The organism is Acinetobacter sp. YH01007 (genome assembly GCF_013420425.1).
GTDB lineage: Bacteria > Pseudomonadota > Gammaproteobacteria > Pseudomonadales > Moraxellaceae > Acinetobacter > Acinetobacter towneri.
The window spans coordinates 1-17,222 of record NZ_VOYC01000034.1; the positions used below are offsets into that span (position 1 = coordinate 1).

18 protein-coding genes are annotated in these 17,222 nt (G+C 42.4%); 15 read left to right on the plus strand and 3 right to left on the minus strand.

Annotated elements, in window-relative coordinates; translation table 11 throughout:
- Nucleotides 1-370 precede the first annotated feature (370 nt).
- The 8 genes from rpe to FTT74_RS13365 all read left to right on the plus strand — a co-directional run bounded on the left by rpe (nt 371) and on the right by FTT74_RS13365 (nt 7,907).
- A complete protein-coding gene (gene rpe, locus FTT74_RS13330; protein ID WP_178867928.1) occupies nt 371-1,057 on the plus strand; it encodes a ribulose-phosphate 3-epimerase in 687 nt (228 codons plus the stop codon).
- 426 nt (nt 1,058-1,483) lie between these two features.
- Nucleotides 1,484-2,005 carry a hypothetical protein gene (locus FTT74_RS13335; RefSeq protein ID WP_004975247.1) on the plus strand — a complete coding sequence of 174 codons (522 nt, stop codon included), beginning with the start codon at nt 1,484-1,486 and terminating at the stop codon, nt 2,003-2,005.
- Nucleotides 2,006-2,050: 45 nt separating this feature from the next.
- Nucleotides 2,051-4,096, plus strand: coding sequence for a multicopper oxidase domain-containing protein (locus FTT74_RS13340; RefSeq protein WP_004975248.1), 2,046 nt, complete (start codon nt 2,051-2,053; stop codon nt 4,094-4,096).
- Nucleotides 4,083-4,982 (plus strand): copper resistance protein B, encoded by a 900-nt coding sequence (locus FTT74_RS13345; protein ID WP_179989101.1) that lies wholly within the window; start codon nt 4,083-4,085, stop codon nt 4,980-4,982. The genes FTT74_RS13340 and FTT74_RS13345 overlap by 14 nt, the downstream gene beginning before the upstream one ends.
- Nucleotides 4,983-5,104: 122 nt before the next feature.
- A complete protein-coding gene (locus FTT74_RS13350) occupies nt 5,105-6,166 on the plus strand; it encodes a cation transporter (protein WP_004975253.1) in 1,062 nt (353 codons plus the stop codon).
- A 146-nt stretch (nt 6,167-6,312) separates the two neighbouring features.
- The gene (sugE, locus tag FTT74_RS13355) at nt 6,313-6,630 is read left to right on the plus strand and encodes a quaternary ammonium compound efflux SMR transporter SugE (protein WP_004975255.1); all 318 of its coding nucleotides are present in this window, start codon (nt 6,313-6,315) and stop codon (nt 6,628-6,630) included.
- A 95-nt stretch (nt 6,631-6,725) separates the two neighbouring features.
- Nucleotides 6,726-7,217: a methylated-DNA--[protein]-cysteine S-methyltransferase gene (locus FTT74_RS13360; protein WP_179989100.1), complete on the plus strand. Its 492-nt coding sequence runs from the start codon at nt 6,726-6,728 to the stop codon at nt 7,215-7,217.
- A gap of 51 nt (nt 7,218-7,268) precedes the next feature.
- Nucleotides 7,269-7,907 (plus strand): nuclease-related domain-containing protein, encoded by a 639-nt coding sequence (locus FTT74_RS13365; RefSeq protein ID WP_004975258.1) that lies wholly within the window; start codon nt 7,269-7,271, stop codon nt 7,905-7,907.
- Between the two features lie 63 nt (nt 7,908-7,970).
- On the opposite strand, the gene FTT74_RS13370 is transcribed toward FTT74_RS13365, so the two are convergent.
- The gene (locus tag FTT74_RS13370; RefSeq protein WP_179989099.1) at nt 7,971-8,738 is read right to left on the minus strand and encodes a hydroxymethylpyrimidine/phosphomethylpyrimidine kinase; all 768 of its coding nucleotides are present in this window, start codon (nt 8,736-8,738) and stop codon (nt 7,971-7,973) included.
- 88 nt (nt 8,739-8,826) lie between these two features.
- Here FTT74_RS13370 and FTT74_RS13375 point away from each other — a divergent pair, with 88 nt between their 5' ends.
- Together FTT74_RS13375 and FTT74_RS13380 are read left to right on the plus strand one after the other, a co-directional pair.
- Nucleotides 8,827-9,486 carry an HAD-IA family hydrolase gene (locus FTT74_RS13375; protein WP_019837216.1) on the plus strand — a complete coding sequence of 220 codons (660 nt, stop codon included), beginning with the start codon at nt 8,827-8,829 and terminating at the stop codon, nt 9,484-9,486.
- A 106-nt stretch (nt 9,487-9,592) separates the two neighbouring features.
- Nucleotides 9,593-9,940, plus strand: a complete 348-nt coding sequence (locus FTT74_RS13380) for a hypothetical protein (protein WP_004975264.1) — start codon at nt 9,593-9,595, stop codon at nt 9,938-9,940.
- Nucleotides 9,941-10,057: 117 nt separating this feature from the next.
- Here FTT74_RS13380 and hemJ read toward each other — a convergent pair whose 3' ends face one another.
- Both hemJ and FTT74_RS13390 read right to left on the minus strand, forming a co-directional pair.
- Nucleotides 10,058-10,510 carry a protoporphyrinogen oxidase HemJ gene (hemJ, locus tag FTT74_RS13385; protein ID WP_004975266.1) on the minus strand — a complete coding sequence of 151 codons (453 nt, stop codon included), beginning with the start codon at nt 10,508-10,510 and terminating at the stop codon, nt 10,058-10,060.
- A gap of 18 nt (nt 10,511-10,528) precedes the next feature.
- A complete protein-coding gene (locus tag FTT74_RS13390) occupies nt 10,529-11,758 on the minus strand; it encodes a beta-ketoacyl synthase N-terminal-like domain-containing protein (RefSeq protein WP_004975268.1) in 1,230 nt (409 codons plus the stop codon).
- A gap of 284 nt (nt 11,759-12,042) precedes the next feature.
- On the opposite strand from FTT74_RS13390, the gene FTT74_RS13395 reads away from it, so the two are divergent.
- The 5 genes from FTT74_RS13395 to FTT74_RS13415 form a co-directional block, all read left to right on the plus strand.
- Entirely contained in the window at nt 12,043-13,551 is a 1,509-nt protein-coding gene (locus tag FTT74_RS13395) for an EcsC family protein (RefSeq protein WP_179989098.1), read from the plus strand.
- A gap of 139 nt (nt 13,552-13,690) precedes the next feature.
- Nucleotides 13,691-14,065: a 30S ribosomal protein S12 gene (gene rpsL, locus FTT74_RS13400; RefSeq protein WP_000246374.1), complete on the plus strand. Its 375-nt coding sequence runs from the start codon at nt 13,691-13,693 to the stop codon at nt 14,063-14,065.
- 179 nt (nt 14,066-14,244) lie between these two features.
- Nucleotides 14,245-14,715 (plus strand): 30S ribosomal protein S7, encoded by a 471-nt coding sequence (gene rpsG / locus FTT74_RS13405; RefSeq protein WP_004975277.1) that lies wholly within the window; start codon nt 14,245-14,247, stop codon nt 14,713-14,715.
- A gap of 131 nt (nt 14,716-14,846) precedes the next feature.
- Entirely contained in the window at nt 14,847-16,982 is a 2,136-nt protein-coding gene (gene fusA, locus FTT74_RS13410; protein ID WP_004975278.1) for an elongation factor G, read from the plus strand.
- Between the two features lie 95 nt (nt 16,983-17,077).
- A partial coding sequence (locus tag FTT74_RS13415; protein ID WP_257218308.1) for a GTP-binding protein occupies nt 17,078-17,222 on the plus strand: 145 nt, incomplete at its 3' end.

A 17,222-nucleotide genomic window follows, 5' to 3' on the forward strand; every position in this document is an offset into this window, starting at 1 on the left:
TAATCTTTTTCAGATTCAATCAATAATTGAACCGCTCTTTCTCTGATTTCAGGGGTATATTTTGGTTTTGTCATTGGAACATTCTCTCAAGAAAGTTGGTCTCCGACAAACCCGGTACGGTTCATGGGCAGAACTGTTCATCATCTGTTGAAACCAGCATTTTGTTCAAATGAGTAAAGACCTTTACTATAACAAAGCCAGACTGAAAGAACAGTGGAGTGCTGCAACAGAGCGTTGCGGAGATAGAATTATCAAATTGGCTGATCGACCTGAATCATCGAACTGAATGATCCAATCGTAACAGAATCCACCACACCAAGCAGTCTTTGCTATAATGCGCCACAATCCCAATATTTAGCTAGGTTCTCCCATGTCCAAGCCTTATTTAATTGCGCCGTCTATCTTATCTGCAGATTTTGCTCGTCTAGGCGAAGAAGTGGAAAATGTACTTCAGGCGGGTGCCGATGTGGTGCATTTTGATGTGATGGATAATCACTATGTACCGAATTTAACCTTCGGTGCAGGTGTATGTAAGGCATTGAAAAACTATGGCATTACTGCACCAATTGATGTACATTTAATGGTGAAACCTGTAGACCGCATGATTGGTGATTTTCTGGAAGCGGGCGCAGATATTATCACGTTCCATCCTGAAGCTTCAGAGCATATTGATCGTTCATTGCAACTGATTAAATCGGGCGGGGCAAAAGCGGGTTTGGTATTTAACCCTGCTACACCGCTGCATTATTTAGATTATGTACTTGATAAAGTTGATCAGATTTTACTCATGAGTGTGAACCCAGGTTTTGGTGGGCAAAAATTCATTCCAATGACTTTAGAGAAATTACGTCAGGCACGTCAAATCATTGATGCTTCAGGTCGTGATATCCGTTTAGAAGTCGATGGTGGTGTGGGACCTGCCAATATTCGTAAAATTGCAGAAGCGGGCGCAGATATGTTTGTTGCAGGCTCAGCAATTTTTGGCAAGCCAGACTATAAAACGGTGATTGATGAAATGCGTGCTGAATTGGCAAAAGTTGGCGCAGTCGAAGTATAAATTTCTACAATCACAAGTGCTTATGCTGTGGATAACTTTGTAGATAACCGTATGGATATCTATGTTGATAACACTATGGATAAGCCGATTAATTTATAAACATTTGTACATCAATTGTTTATGACTTATACAAAATAAGTATAAAAAGGATTCAATCGAATCCTTTTTGTTTATTTTAAATACACTGAATTTATTGAGTATTTACTCAGTTAATTATAAAAATAAGTTGCTTAATATATAACTTGATTGTTTTAGTTGGCTTTTAAATCGCACGGATTCACTCTGTTTTTCAATGCAGAAGATATTGTGTATAAGTGGGGCTTGAATTATATTGAGTGCATTGTAGATTGTGGATTGTACTTGGCAAAAATGTTCAATTCTTGTGCAAGTTCAGGTCTGCATCTTTCATACTCAGGAATTTATTTAGTGCTGACTCAACCCTACAAACAAATGTGGTTTGTTGTCCTGATGGCATTTGTCATAGGGTGGAGTGGTATTGTTAGTGCTGCGGTAAAACCTGCACATGATTGGATGATGTCAAATCAGGCAGCAGGGTCTGAGATTCGACATTCTGCAACCGCAGCGAGTGAAATGACATCTTTACCAGATTGTCATACCACAGCTTTACAAACGCATCCTGAAACCAAGCAGCATATATCTGGGCATGATGCCAAGGCCAACCATCATCTCAGTCAGCACACATCCGCAACGGATACCGATTTAAATGCGGCAGATTGTTATGGCTCGGCTGATTTTTCTACTGCAAAGATGAATTGTCAGGACTGTGCGCAGTTGCATTGTCAAAGCTTAAACAGTGTGTTGAATGTGCAAGTCCCTGAACTGATTCAACCTGTAGCACTTTCATCTGTCAATATTCTGTTGCCTGCTTATCAAGCTCAACATTTACTTGGGCATTGGCAGCAAATTTTACGTCCACCCAAAGCTTAATCCTGAATTCAAAACACTTTTACGTTTTATTTTAAGGATTAAGTCATGTCTAAATTTTATCAGCCTGCGCTGTTTTTAACAGTCTGTGCATTGTGTTCGAGTTCTGCATTTGCTGCGGTCAAGGAATATCACCTGACCATTGCAGAACAAACGGTCAATATCACGGGAAAACCTGTTCAACGTATTACAGTCAATGGACAATTTCCCGCGCCTGCACTCGAATTTGAAGAAGGCGATGAGGCGGTAATTCACGTTAATAATCAATTAAAAAATCAGGACTCATCTATTCACTGGCATGGTTTATTGTTGCCCGGTTTGATGGATGGTGTGCCTGGATTTAATGGTTTTCAAGGGATTAAGCCACAAGGACATTTTGTTTATCAATTTAAAGTACGTCAAAGTGGTACCTATTGGTATCACGCACATTCCAAAGGTCAGGAACAAGATGGTCTATACGGCTCTTTGGTGATTCATCCTAAAGCCAAGCCAGCCGTAAACGCACATGAATACACAGATCGTGATTATGTGGTGATGCTGTCAGATTTTCATGAAAAATCTAGCAATCAAATTCAGAAAGATTTAAAAATTTCAGCCGAGTTTTATCAAAATCAGCGTGAAACCTTAGGTGATGTTTGGCGTCAAGTACAGCGTGATGGGCTAAAAGCCACATGGTCAGACCGCAAAATGTGGAATCAGATGCGCATGCTGAAAACCGACCTTTCCGATGTCACAGGCTATACTTTTTTAATGAATGGCAAGACACCTGAACAGAACTGGACAGGTGTATTTAAGCCAAATGAAAAAGTGCGTTTACGTTTTATCAATGCCTCTGCCATGTCGTTTTATGATGTGCGGATTCCAAACTTAAAAATGACAGTGGTCAGTGCCGATGGTCAGCCAGTCAAACCTGTTACTGTGGATGAATTTCGTATCGGCACTGCAGAAACCTACGATGTGATTGTTGAACCTCAAGCAGCGCATTATCAAATTGAAGCGGAATCAATAGACCGCTCAGGTTTTGCTGTGGGTAGCTTGCAGAGTGAACTTCATTCTGCAACATCAAATCTACAGCTCCCTGCAGCGCGCCCGCGTGCTTTACTCACCATGCAAGATATGGGGCATGCTACAGAGCATTCAGGCGATGATCATTCCAAGATGAACCATGCAACGATGTCTGAAATGGATCACTCAAAAATGAATCATGCAGCGATGTCTGAAATGGATCATTCCAAAATGAACCATGCAGCGATGTCGGATATGGATCATTCCAAGATGAACCATGCAGCGATGTCGGAAATGGATCATTCCAAGATGAACCATGCAGCAATGTCGGAGATGGATCATTCCAAGATGAATCATGCAGCGATGTCGGAAATGGATCATTCCAAGATGAACCATGTAGCGATGTCAGAAATGGATCATTCCAAGATGAATCATGCGGTAATGTCGGAAATGGATCATTCCAAGATGAACCATGCAACAATGTCTGAAAATACGCATACACAACATGGCATGCCTTCAACAGAACACAAAAATGCGGTGGTATATGGATGGGCAAATGCTTCTACACCCGCGGGGCATAAAGCCTTGCACTATGAAGATTTGAAATCGCTGCAGCCACAAGCAGATACACGTGAACCAAGCAGTGAATTGGTCGTGCGTTTAGGCGGTACGATGGAGCGTTATATCTGGACAATCAACGGTAAGAAATTTAGTGATGCCACACCACTCAAGGTGAAATATGGTGAGCGTATTCGGATTAAATTTATCAATGACAGCATGATGGCACATCCAATGCATTTACATGGCATGTTTATGCAGTTGGAAAATGGTCAAACGGCAGCAGAAATGCCGAATAAACACACCTTAATTGTGCCGCCAGGTCAAACTGTAACTGCACTGCTTACTGCAGATGAATTAGGTGAATGGGCAATACATTGTCATTTGCTCTATCACATGAGCGCGGGAATGATGAATAAATTGATTGTAGCGCAGGTGAGTGAAAATGAACCGCTTTCAACCACAGCAATTCAAGCCACTCAAACCCCTTCAGCGACAGCGCAAAAAGGAGCAGCACATGCACAACATTAATCTTTTTGCGAAAACAGTTTTAAGTATTTCTGTCTGCTGCATCAGTACAGTTGGGCTAGCAGCGACAGAGGTGCATAGTGCACATGCCAGTTCAGCAGAGATTGCAACAATTGCAGCTCAGGCTGATACTCAATCGCATCAATCGCATCAATCGCATCAATCGCATCAATCGCATCAATCCGATTCGTCCGTGCAAGAGTCGCAGTCACACGATCATCGTAAAGAACATGGTGCGCAGGTGTACGCGGTGAGCACTTTAGATACGCAATGGCAAGTGAATGATCATGCCGAGGGAGTGCTCAAATCTAAATTACAAACTCGTATCGGAACTGATGAAAACAAGTTGTTTGTGAAAATTCATAGCGATAAGCAAGAGTCACAAGCGACTGAATATGATGCCAAGTTGTTATACAGTCGTATGATTTCAGATTTTTGGGATGTGCAAGCAGGTGTGCGTTATCGACACGAAGTGAATCAGCAAGAGCATCAAACAGACCGAGAAGATAAGTTTGACGCTGTGTTTGGCTTACATGGTTTAGCTCCATATTTTTTTGAAACCGATGCTTATTTTTATTTGGGTGAGGATCAATATGCGGCTTTGAGTTTGGAAACCACACGGGATCTGTTATTGACTCAGAAATTGATCGCACAGCCTTATTTAGATGTAGATGTTATTCTGCAGGATGATGCCAAATATGCGAAAAAAACAGGACTCAACCGCGCAGCTGTGGGTGTGGAAATGCGTTATGAAATCAGCAAGAACATCATGCCGTATATCAGTGCAGGTTATGAGTATACGAAAGGTGATCAACACACTGATTGGCAGTCTGCAACCGATTCCGAGCAGAGCGGCTTATATGCGATAGGCTTGCGTTTCAGGTTTTAATGATTAGGGGTATTTATCAATGATTAAGTCAATGGATCGTTGCTGCTTCTAAATAGAATAGATTGTCCCTAAATACATAGGCTTGGTTTATACTGAGCCTATTGTATTTTTGGGTGTGGCGTATGTCTTCATCAACTCAAGATCCTCAATCGAATCAAGATAAAAACTTAGAAAACCAAAATCTAAACAATACTGGCTGTGGTTGTGATACGCAAAAAAATGTAAACCAGCCTTGTGCAACTGCGCCTACACACTCCAAGTCATGTGGCGATACAGGCTGTGGTTCGTCTTGCGATACAGAAAAAAGCTGTGCTGATCAAAATAGCTGTACATCTGCAACGACTGCCAAGGCAGATAAAGCAACAATTTTGGATTCGGAACTTTTGAGTCCGTGGGTGAGTGCATACCATATTCCTAAAATGGATTGTGGCGCAGAAGAACAAATGGTGCGGATTGCTTTGGCAGATCATAATGATATTGCAGCCTTGTCTTTTGATTCACCTGCACGACTTTTAAAGGTTTATCACAGCAACCAATCTGCCACAGAAATTACCCATAAATTAGAAGCATTGGGTTTGGGTGCTGTGTTGCAACAGACTGAAGCCAATACACAAACTGAACTGCCTGTATCTAACAGCGCTGCACAACAAAAAGTGCTATATGCCTTGCTTGGTATTAATGCCGCTATGTTTTTGGTGGAATTAATTGCAGGTTTAATTGCATCTTCGACTGGGTTAATTGCTGACTCCTTAGATATGTTTGCCGATGCCGCCGTGTATGGTTTGGCTTTATTTGTCGTGGGTCAATCCGCCAAGAAACAGCTCAAAGCTGCACATTTGTCTGGTTGGGTACAACTGGGTTTGGCTGCACTGGTTATCTTTGATGTCCTGCGCCGTTTCTTCTTAGGCAGTGAGCCTGAATCCATGTTGATGATGGTCATTGGTGCTGTGGCATTGCTGGCAAACGTCACCTGTTTATGGCTAATTTCAGGGCATAAAGATGGTGGAACCCACATGCAAGCCAGTTATATTTTTTCCGCCAATGATGTGATTGTGAATTTAGGTGTGATTATCGCGGGCGGTTTGGTGATGCTGACAGGGTCGAATTATCCAGACCTGATTATTGGCTTAGTTGTGGCCATGTTTGTATTGAATGGTGCGCGCAAAATTTTAAGTTTAAAATAGACGGATCATCGCTGCGCGGTGGCTTAAATTGCAACAGGAGGAACGACCTCCCTTGTTTGGGTTTTTAGAAATAGTCAAAGTGACTGAACACTCGACAAGAAAAATCTTCAGGACGGCCTGATTTCATGCTATTGAAGGAGGGCGTTATGGCCTGGATGATGTTGATATTGGCGGGTATTTTTGAAGTGGTTTGGGCATACTCCATGAAGTTGTCTGACGGCTTTAGTAAATTAACGCCCAGTATCGTGACTATCTTTTTTATGATTTTAAGTTTTGCGCTTTTGGCCTATGCCATGCGTACTTTGCCATTAGGCACGGCTTATACGATTTGGACAGGTATAGGCGCAGTCGGTTCATTTTTAGTCGGTATTTTTGTTTTAGGCGAACCTGCCAGTGCTATGCGTATGTTGGCTGCAGTTCTGATTATTTCAGGTTTGGTGCTTATGAAAATTTCATCCAGCTAACTTGGAATGCAGTCTTTTAGTGTGTGCTCAATAACAGATCGGTTTGAGTTAAAAACAGGATGACCTGATACCCAACCTGCTTGAGGAGAAAAATAATGCAATTGGCATTTACTGAAATGGACACTCCTGTAGGCGTGCTTAAATTGGTGGCTCACGATCACGCATTGGTTGCGGTAATGTGGGATAACGAAGATCATAAACGGGTACGTTTAGCCAGTTTAGTTCGACAAGATGATCATCCAATTTTGCTCAAAACTCAGCAGCAACTCCAAGAGTATTTTGCAGGTCAGCGTCAGCAATTTGATGTGCCTCTTGATTTTGAAGGCACTGAATTTCAGAAGAAAGTCTGGCAGGCGTTATTAAGCATTCCTTTTGGGGAAACTCGTAGTTATAAGCAAATTGCCGAACAAGTTGGTAGTGAGAATGCGATGCGTGCCGTAGGGGCGGCAAATGGCAAAAATCCAATTTCGATTATTGCACCGTGTCATCGGGTGGTGGGTGCAAGTGGAAAATTGGTGGGCTTTGCAGGCGGGTTCGATAATAAAGCGATTTTGTTAAAGTTAGAATCTTCAACTTCAAAAGTTTAAATGACTGAGATTCAACAACAATTTTGATCAAAATAAAATAGAGCAGGGGAAATGTTAAAAACATTATTGTTGCAGTTTTGGTGGCTTATTCTGCTTGTTGCAGGTGTAGGGCTGATCAAAATTTTCAAACCTTTTCTAAAGGGAAAGGTGGGGGAACTCGCAGTAAGTACGCATGTGAAGTTGTATTTAGATGAACGTTATATCTTGTTGAATGATGTAACTTTGCCTGATGAGTTCGCAGGAACAACTCAAATAGATCATATTTTATTGAGTCCTTTTGGGGTTTTTGTGATTGAAACAAAAAACTATAAAGGCTGGATTTTTGGTGGAGAACGCCAAAAAGTATGGACACAAAAAATTTATAAAAAGACCTACAAGTTTCAAAATCCTGTCTATCAGAACTATAAGCATATAAAAGTTTTGGAATCAGTATTGAGCGATATTGTCGAGCCTGAATATCTGCATTCTGTGATTGTATTTATGCCAGACTGTGAGTTTAAGACCTCTTTGCCCAACAATGTTTTTAAAGGCAGTGCATGGGTTGAGTATGTCAAAGGTTTTCGGCATGAAGTCATTTCACCGATGAAACTGAAACGTATTCAGCTGAGAATTGAAAAAGAACTACTTGATAAGTCTTGGAAAACCAATCGTCAACATGTCGAAAATTTGAAACAACGGCACGAACGTTAAAAAGTTGCAATGAAAAACCCTGATACAAGGTGATCAGGGTTTGAAGGAGTTGAACGATAAGCACTAAAACCTTTTCGGAATTTTCTGTCCGTTCGGTACAGGCGTTTCCGCATATTTAAGCACACCAAACAACCAAGTTTCAGCATGTTGTACCGCTTGTTTCAGTTGATCTCCCATTGCCAAGCGCCCTGCAATAAAGCTCGCCAATGAACAGCCTGAACCGTGATATTCACCTTTAAGCCGTGGACAGCGGGTTTCTGAAACCATTTCATTGTTAATATACAGTGCATTACGAATATGATCAGGGGTATCTTCATGCCCACCTTTGACCAAAACGGCCTGCGCGCCCATTGCAAATAATTTAGCTGTTGCGCGTTCTAAATCATCTTCACCCGTTAAGGCACGTAATTCCACAGTATTTGGCGTGATTAAAGTCGCCAGTGGAATCAACTCGACAAATGCCTGAACCAAAGTCGCTTGATCACCTAAAGAACCACCACTATTGGCAACCAAAACAGGGTCAAGCACATATAAATAATCAGGATGTGCACGTAAAAAATCTGCCAGCGCTGCAATATTGTCAGTGGTGCCCAACATGCCCGACTTTACAACTTTAATGGGCAAATCATTCACCACCGCATTGGCTTGCGCCAATAACAATTCTTTAGACGTTGCTTCAAAGCCAAATACTTGCTGAGAGTTTTGAATGGTCAGTGCTGTGCAGGCAATCGCTGCATGTGCACCGCTATTGCCAACGGCTTCAATATCAGCCTGTAAACCAGCGCCACCCGAAGGGTCTAAACCAGAAAAACATAGTACTGTTGGTCGCACACACATATCCTTAATTGCTTCTATTTACGTTAGTATAGGCAACTTTGGAGTAACACTCGATAGTCATTTAGGCACATAGGCTGACATTGTGATAAAGAACCTTTTAATTGATTTAGATGGCACGCTGACCGACCCGAAAGAGGGCATTACCGCTTCTGCGCGTTATGGTTTGGCTAAGGTTGGACATCCTATTGCAGATACGGAAAATATTGATTGGATTATCGGGCCGCCCTTAAAAGCCTCTTTGGCAAAATTACTTCATGTAGATGTGCATGACGTATTGGCAGAGCAAGCCTTAGCAGGCTATCGAGAGCGTTTTGCTGCAACAGGCTTATTTGAAAATCATGTCTTTGAAGATGTTGCTGCAACATTGGCAGATTTAAAACAGCAAGGCTATCGACTGTTTTTAGCAACAGCCAAACCTGAAATTTATGCACGCCAAATTTTAGATCACTTCGATTTATTGCAATATTTTGAATATCCCTACGGTAGCGAACTAAATGGTGAGCGTACCAATAAAGCGGATTTAATTGCCTATATTTTGCAGCAAGAACAATTGCAACCTGAACAATGTTTAATGATTGGAGATCGTGAACACGATATTTTAGGTGCACGAGCCAATGGAGTCGATTGTGTTGCAGTCGAATACGGCTATGGTTCGGCTCAGGAGTTAGACTTGGCTGCACCAAAACATAGAATTCAGTGTTTTGCGCAAATTTTGTCGGTGCTTGAACAGTTATCTGGATGAGCGAGATGCTTACATCTGTTTGCATTTCTAGCGCAGTGTTATTGCAAAGATCGTGCTTCAATATTTAATTTGAATATTTAATTTTAATATTGAAAGAGGGTATGTGATGAAGATATTTAGTCAATCTATTGCAGTAGTAGCGGTTTCAATACTGATGACTGCATGTGCCAATCATGCTGCTACATCCACAACACCTACTGCGCAGGTCGAAATGTACACATCATTGCAACATCGACAGTGTGAGCCAGATTCAGGTTTAACCCTTACGGAAATTGTTCAGCGTTTACAGCAAGCACAGATTCAGGTGAAGCGGGCCAGTGTAGGTTCAGATGGGCGGATGTATGCACAGGTCTGTGGTGGTGCAGATGGAAAAATTGCTATTGTCACGATTCCTCAATCTCAGCAGAAACAAGCAGCGGCATTGGGCTTTCAGCCTTACTCACAAATACGTTGAATTAAAGCATAAGTGCTGTTTTTAGTTGTCACCCATAAAAAAACCTCAGTTCTTTGCACTGAGGTTTTTTTACAACCGAATCAGGTTGAGATGTCAGGATACTTGGCGTTTCAAATTTTAGAACTGTGGTTTTACCACGACTAAAATTACAATCGCTAATAGCAGCACAGTCGGCATTTCATTGAAGAATCGCCAGAACTTGTGTGATTTATAATGCGCATTGCCAATCAGTTTTTGGCGGTAATAGCCACAAACCAAATGGTAAATCACCAATAAACCGACCAATGCTACTTTCAGGTAAAACCATAACGCATCGTGGTAATTGCGGGTCGCATCGCCCCAATCTACCAAAAAGTGTGCCGTGATGAGGGTGGCAATCATAGACGGCCACATAATCCCTCGGTACAACTTGCGCTCCATGATTTCAAAACGCTGATGGCTCAGTGTATCTTCACTCATGGCATGGTAAACATATAAACGTGGTAAGTAGAACAATGCAGCGAACCAGCAAACCACGGCAATAATATGTAATGCTTTTACCCATAAAAAAGCATCAGAAGGTGCATCCATCGACTATCCTATAGGAGATTATTCATCCCACTTCTTGAAAATAAGGCAGGCATTTACACCGCCAAAACCAAAACTGTTACTCATCACAGTATTCAATTTTGTGTCGCGTTTTTCAAGTACGATATCAAATGCTTTCGCGCCTTCATCAAGTTCAGTGACGTTGATGTTTGGTGCAATGAAGTCGTTTTGCATCATCAAGACAGAATAAATTGCTTCTTGAACGCCTGCAGCACCCAAGCTGTGACCAGTCATTGACTTCGTTGAGCTAAGAGCAGGCACTTTACCTTCACCAAACGCACGTTCCATGGCTTTCAATTCAGTCACGTCACCTGCTGGAGTAGAAGTACCATGTGTGTTCACATAGTCAATTGCGTCTACACCGTGTTGTTTCGCTTCGTCTAAAGCCATCAAGATACAACGTGTTGCACCTTCACCGCTTGGTGCAACCATGTCTGCACCGTCAGAGTTTGCAGCATACGCAACCACTTCAGCTAAAATATTTGCACCACGTGCTTGTGCGTGTTCAAGTGATTCAAGAACCACGAAACCACCACCACCTGCAATGACGAAACCATCACGGTCTGCAGAGTACGGACGAGATGCTGTTTCTGGTGTGTCGTTGTATTTAGAACACAAAGCACCCATCGCATCAAACAATAAGCTTTGTGACCAGTGATCTTCTTCACCGCCACCTGCAAGCATTAAATCTTGTTTACCCAATTGAATTAGGTTGTAGGCATAACCAATTGCATCGGCAGAAGTTGCGCATGCACTGGTAATTGAGTGCGCGATACCTTGTAATTTGAACGCAACACCCAAGTTTGCCGTAATGGTGTTCGACATGTTACGTGGTACGAAGAACGGGCCAATTTTACGTGCGCCTTTTTCTTCAAGTAGCTCAATCATTTCTGCAACAGATGCAGTTGAGTTACCGCCTGAACCACCCGCGATACCGTAACGTGGGTTGCCTGCTAAATCTTCTTGCTTTAAGCCCGCATGTTCAATGGCATCTACTGCAGCGTTGTAAGCGTACATCGCACACACGCCCATAAAGCGTTTTAATTTACGGTCAATGTGGTTAAAGTTTTGTTCTGCTGCTGCACTTACGTGGCTTTTGAAATTAAGTTCAGCATAAGTTGGGTTGGAACGTGTCCCAGAAATACCGTTTTGTAAAGAATGAGTCACAGCTTCTAAAGTATTACCAATGCACGAGTTAATGCCCATGCCGGTGATTACAACACGTTTCATCTACAGATCCCTTTTATGGTGATAATGTTGAGCCGAACACCGTGACTGCCAAGCAATCGCTGATACGGTATGACTCATGTCTTACAATTGCGTTCATAATAGCAGAAAGAATTTTGAATTCTTATGGCAAATATGATGCCACTTTGCAGGGAAGATCAAACCGCAGCGAAGCGGTAAATGAGATGCAGGAAGCCAACCAAAAGATACACAATCATATTGAGATAAACTTAGACTACACCTAGTATCTACCCATAAATCATAGAAATTAAAATTGAGGAGTAAGAATGTCAGATTCCAAGAATAAACAATCAAGCGGATTCTTCTCGAATGCGATTGGGGTGGCTAAAAAGCTCAGCAGTACAGGCATCCATGTATTGCAGCAAGTTGCACCGGGTACTGTAGCGAAGGATGAGCACAGTGCAAAATCAGGGCAAATTATTGAAGGTCAGGCACGTAGCTTTAGTGCTTTTCAAGCGCGTCAATATGACAATCCTCAACACATGCTCAGACAGCATGTGCCTCAAGTTTCACGTCAGCTTTTAGGTCGTCACTATAACCGCGTCAATCAGGTGGCGAGTTTTGTGTCGCCCGATTTTTCCGACAAAATTTCAGATTACCTATTTGATCAGTTGAATAGTTTTACTTCCAATATCAGCTCTGTTGATGATGTGCTTGATCAGGCTGGCGTACGCGATTTAGAAGAATTGACTCAAGATGTAGATCGTTCTAAACGAATTAGTCAGGCACTCGCAGAACAAAATAAATGGATTGCATCACTGCAAGGCGCATTGACAGGTGCAACAGGAGTAATCGGTTCAACTATTGATGTGCCTGCATCTATTGTGATGTCTTTGCGTACCATTTATCAGGTGGGACGTGCATACGGTTTTGAACTGAACAAAGACACCGAGCAAGAAATTGTTCAGTTTATTTTTAAACAAATTGATTTAGGCGTCATTGCAGAAAAGCAAGCGGTACTGATGGGGCTAAAAACCTTATCCAATATGCTGCAAACTCATGATGTGCATCAATTACAAAATATGCTCGGTTCAAGCAATGATTATGAGGCATTAAAGAAATACTTCTTGAATGAGCAAGGTCAAGTCAAATGGCCGTGGTTGAATCATGTACCTAAGTTTTCCATGTTGAATAAACTCACGCCTGTAGCAACCGCATCGGTGAGTGCAGTATATAGCTGGAAATTGGTGGAAGATGTGCATCACAAGGCACAGCAAGTGTTTTCCAATGCCCGTAGCTATTTAATTCAGCATAAAGACAGCAATTTATCAGCCATTCATGCGTATGAAAAATCGTTGGAATTACTGGCACAGGCTGCGCCTAAACTCTTGGAGCAATTGAAGGGCAATGAAGCTAAACATGCGGAGCAAGATGAATTAGTAGCGGGGCAAGAGCGCGCGGAATCTGCGCCGTCAGATGCTTTAGTGCAAACCGTATCAGACCATGAAAGTATCCGAGCGGTAAAAGTGCAGAAAAAATCGGACAAAGTGGAAACAACTGCAGCACAACTCGATGAAAATATTCAGCAAGGTCTAGAAGAATTGGCAGATCAAATGCTAGAGCCACATGCTGAAGTTGCACCGCAAAAACCTGCTGTACCTGCAGAAAAAATTGATGAATATAGGCTGGAAGATGCTTTGGAGCCAGTGGAAGATTCAACTCAAGTGGCTGAAACTGTTTCGGAAAATCCAGTAACATCAAGTACAGAAACTGCAAAGCAGGTTACAAAAAAGCCGAGAACTCGTACAAGTACTCGCAAGCCAAAAGCTGAATAAAAACAAGTGATAAGTAGAAATTTGGTTGGTATTTTAACTGCCTATGAAATATTGACCATTTTTCTATCTTCGCTTACAATTGCATGCCCTCAAAAAGTAGTATGTTTTTGGGGCTTTTTATTAACGGGAGAATTGCCACATGGCAACAACAAATCAGTTGATCCGTAAGGGTCGTACGACTTTGGTTGAAAAATCAAAAGTTCCTGCGTTGAAGGCTTGTCCACAACGTCGTGGTGTTTGTACACGTGTTTACACAACTACACCTAAAAAACCTAACTCAGCAATGCGTAAAGTTTGCCGTGTTCGCTTAACTTCAGGTTTTGAAGTTTCTAGCTACATCGGTGGTGAAGGTCACAACCTACAAGAGCACAGTGTTGTTCTTATCCGTGGTGGTCGTGTTAAAGACTTACCAGGTGTACGTTACCATACCGTTCGTGGTTCTTTAGACTGTGCTGGTGTGAAAGATCGTAACCAGTCACGTTCTAAATACGGTGCTAAACGTCCTAAGAAATAATCTTTTAAAGATTAAGCCCTTAGTTCGTAGAACTGCAATCCTTTATCGTCTCGCTTGTCTGATTTCTGCATTTAATTTTGTGAAATTCAAGCGACGTGTAGTAAGGCCAGCGAAATGCACACGACACTTTGTGCTACGGCTGGATCACCCTGAAGTGTCATATTTATAGGTAGTTTAAAATGCCAAGACGTCGCGTAGTCGCTGCTCGTGAAATCCTTCCGGATCCTAAATTCAGCAGCCAAACAATCGCTAAATTCATGAACCACGTAATGCAAGATGGTAAAAAATCTATTGCTGAAAGTATCGTTTACGGTGCTTTAGACCGCGTTCAAGAAAAATCTAAAGTAGACCCAGTTGAATTTTTTGAAGCTACGCTTGAAAAAGTTCGTCCAATGGTCGAAGTAAAAGCACGCCGTGTTGGTGGTGCTACTTATCAAGTTCCTATGGAAGTACGCCCATCCCGTCGTACTGCTTTAGCGATGCGTTGGTTGGTAGATGCTGCTGCTAAGCGTTCTGAAAAAACTATGGCGTTACGTCTTGCTGGCGAGTTGCTTGATGCATCTGAAGGTAAAGGCGCAGCGATCAAAAAACGTGAAGATGTGCACCGTATGGCTGAAGCCAACAAAGCCTTCTCTCACTACCGTTTCTAAGCGGATAAAACAGGCCCTAATCAGGAGGGTGATGAATCGGTTGTCACTGAATTGTCATCAAATCGCTTTAAGTTGCTAGGCAGCTTAAAGCGTCCTGTTTTAAACAACAAAATTTAGGAATGCTAGAAATCATGGCACGTCAAACCCCAATTTCTCGTTACCGTAACATTGGTATCTCTGCGCACATCGATGCGGGTAAAACAACAACTTCAGAACGTATTTTGTTCTATACAGGTGAAAGTCACAAACTTGGTGAAACTCACGAAGGTTCAGCAACAACTGACTGGATGGAACAAGAGCAAGAACGTGGTATTACTATTACCTCAGCAGCTGTAACATGCTTCTGGAAAGGTATGGGTAACCAGTTTGACCAACACCGTATTAACGTAATTGACACCCCAGGACACGTTGACTTCACAATTGAAGTTGAGCGTTCTATGCGTGTTCTTGACGGTGCATGTATGGTTTACTGTGCTGTAGGTGGTGTACAACCTCAGTCTGAAACTGTATGGCGTCAAGCAAACAAATATAAAGTACCTCGTTTAGCGTTCGTGAACAAAATGGACCGTACAGGTGCAAACTTCTTCCGCGTTGTTGAACAAATGAAAACTCGCTTGGGTGCAAACCCAGTGCCTATCGTTGTTCCAGTGGGTGCAGAAGACACATTCACAGGTGTTGTTGACTTAATCGAAATGAAGTCAATCATCTGGGATGAAGCTTCACAAGGTATGAAGTTTGAATACGGTGAGATTCCAGCTGACCTTCAAGCAACTGCTGAAGAATGGCGTACGAACATGGTTGAAGCTGCTGCAGAAGCATCAGAAGAACTCATGGACAAGTACCTAGAAAATGGCGAACTTTCTAAAGAAGAAATCGTTGCTGGTTTACGTCAACGTACATTAGCGGGTGAAATTCAACCTGCAATGTGTGGTTCTGCATTCAAAAACAAAGGTGTTCAACGTATGTTGGACGCAGTAATTGAATTCTTACCTGCACCAACTGACGTTGAAGCGATCAAAGGTATCTTAGACGACAAAGACGAAACTGAAGGTTCTCGTGAAGCGTCTGACGAAGCTCCTTTCGCAGCGTTAGCGTTCAAAATCATGAACGACAAATTCGTTGGTAACTTAACGTTCGTACGTGTTTACTCTGGTGTTCTTAAAGCGGGTAGCCCGGTTTATAACCCAGTGAAAATGAAGCGTGAGCGTATTGGTCGTATCGTACAGATGCACGCAAATGACCGTCACGACATCGAAGAAATTCGTGCAGGTGACATCGCAGCGTGTGTAGGTCTTAAAGATACAACCACTGGTGATACATTATGTGACGAAAACCACGTAATTACACTAGAGCGTATGGAATTCCCAGAGCCAGTAATTGCATTGGCTGTTGAACCTAAAACTAAAGCTGACCAAGAAAAAATGTCAGTTGCTTTAGGTCGCTTGGCGAAAGAAGATCCATCATTCCGCGTTCGTACAGACGAAGAATCTGGTCAAACGATCATTGCGGGTATGGGCGAGCTTCACCTTGACATCATCGTTGACCGTATGAAGCGTGAATTCAACGTAGAAGCGAACATTGGTAAACCAATGGTTGCATACCGCGAAACGATCAAAAAGACGATTGAGCAAGAAGGTAAATTCGTACGTCAAACTGGTGGTAAAGGTAAATTCGGTCACGTATTCGTACGTTTAGAGCCGCTTGATCCTGAAGCTGGTAAAGACTACGAATTCGCTGAAGAAGTTGTAGGTGGTGTAGTACCTAAAGAATTCTTCGGTGCAGTAGACAAAGGTATCCAAGAACGTATGAAGAATGGTGTCTTGGCTGGTTACCCAGTTGTAGGCATTAAAGCGACATTATTCGACGGTTCTTACCACGATGTCGACTCTGACGAATTATCGTTCAAAATGGCGGGTTCTTACGCATTCCGTGACGGTTTCATGAAAGCAGATCCTGTTCTTCTTGAGCCAATCATGAAAGTTGAAGTAGAAACTCCAGAAGACTACATGGGCGATATCATGGGTGACTTAAACCGTCGTCGTGGTATGGTTCAAGGTATGGACGACTTACCTGGTGGTACTAAAGCAATTCGTGCAGAAGTTCCACTTGCAGAGATGTTTGGTTACGCAACACACATGCGTTCTATGTCTCAAGGTCGTGCGACTTACTCTATGGAATTTGCTAAATATGCTGAAACTCCACGTAACGTGGCAGATGGCATCATTGCTAAATTCCAGTCTGGTGGTAAAAAAGGTGACGACGAGTAATCTTTCGATTACTATAAGCGCAAACTAATTCATAGTTAAAAAACCTAATGCTCATGGAGTGATCCTCCATGAGTTGTTTTAAAAAGGAAGATCTCATGGCTAAGGCTAAGTTCGAACGTAATAAGCCACACGTTAACGTGGGCACAATCGGTCACGTTGACCATGGTAAAACAACTTTAACAGCTGCGATTGCTACAGTATGTGCACGTAAGTTTGGTGGTGAAGCGAAAGATTACGCTG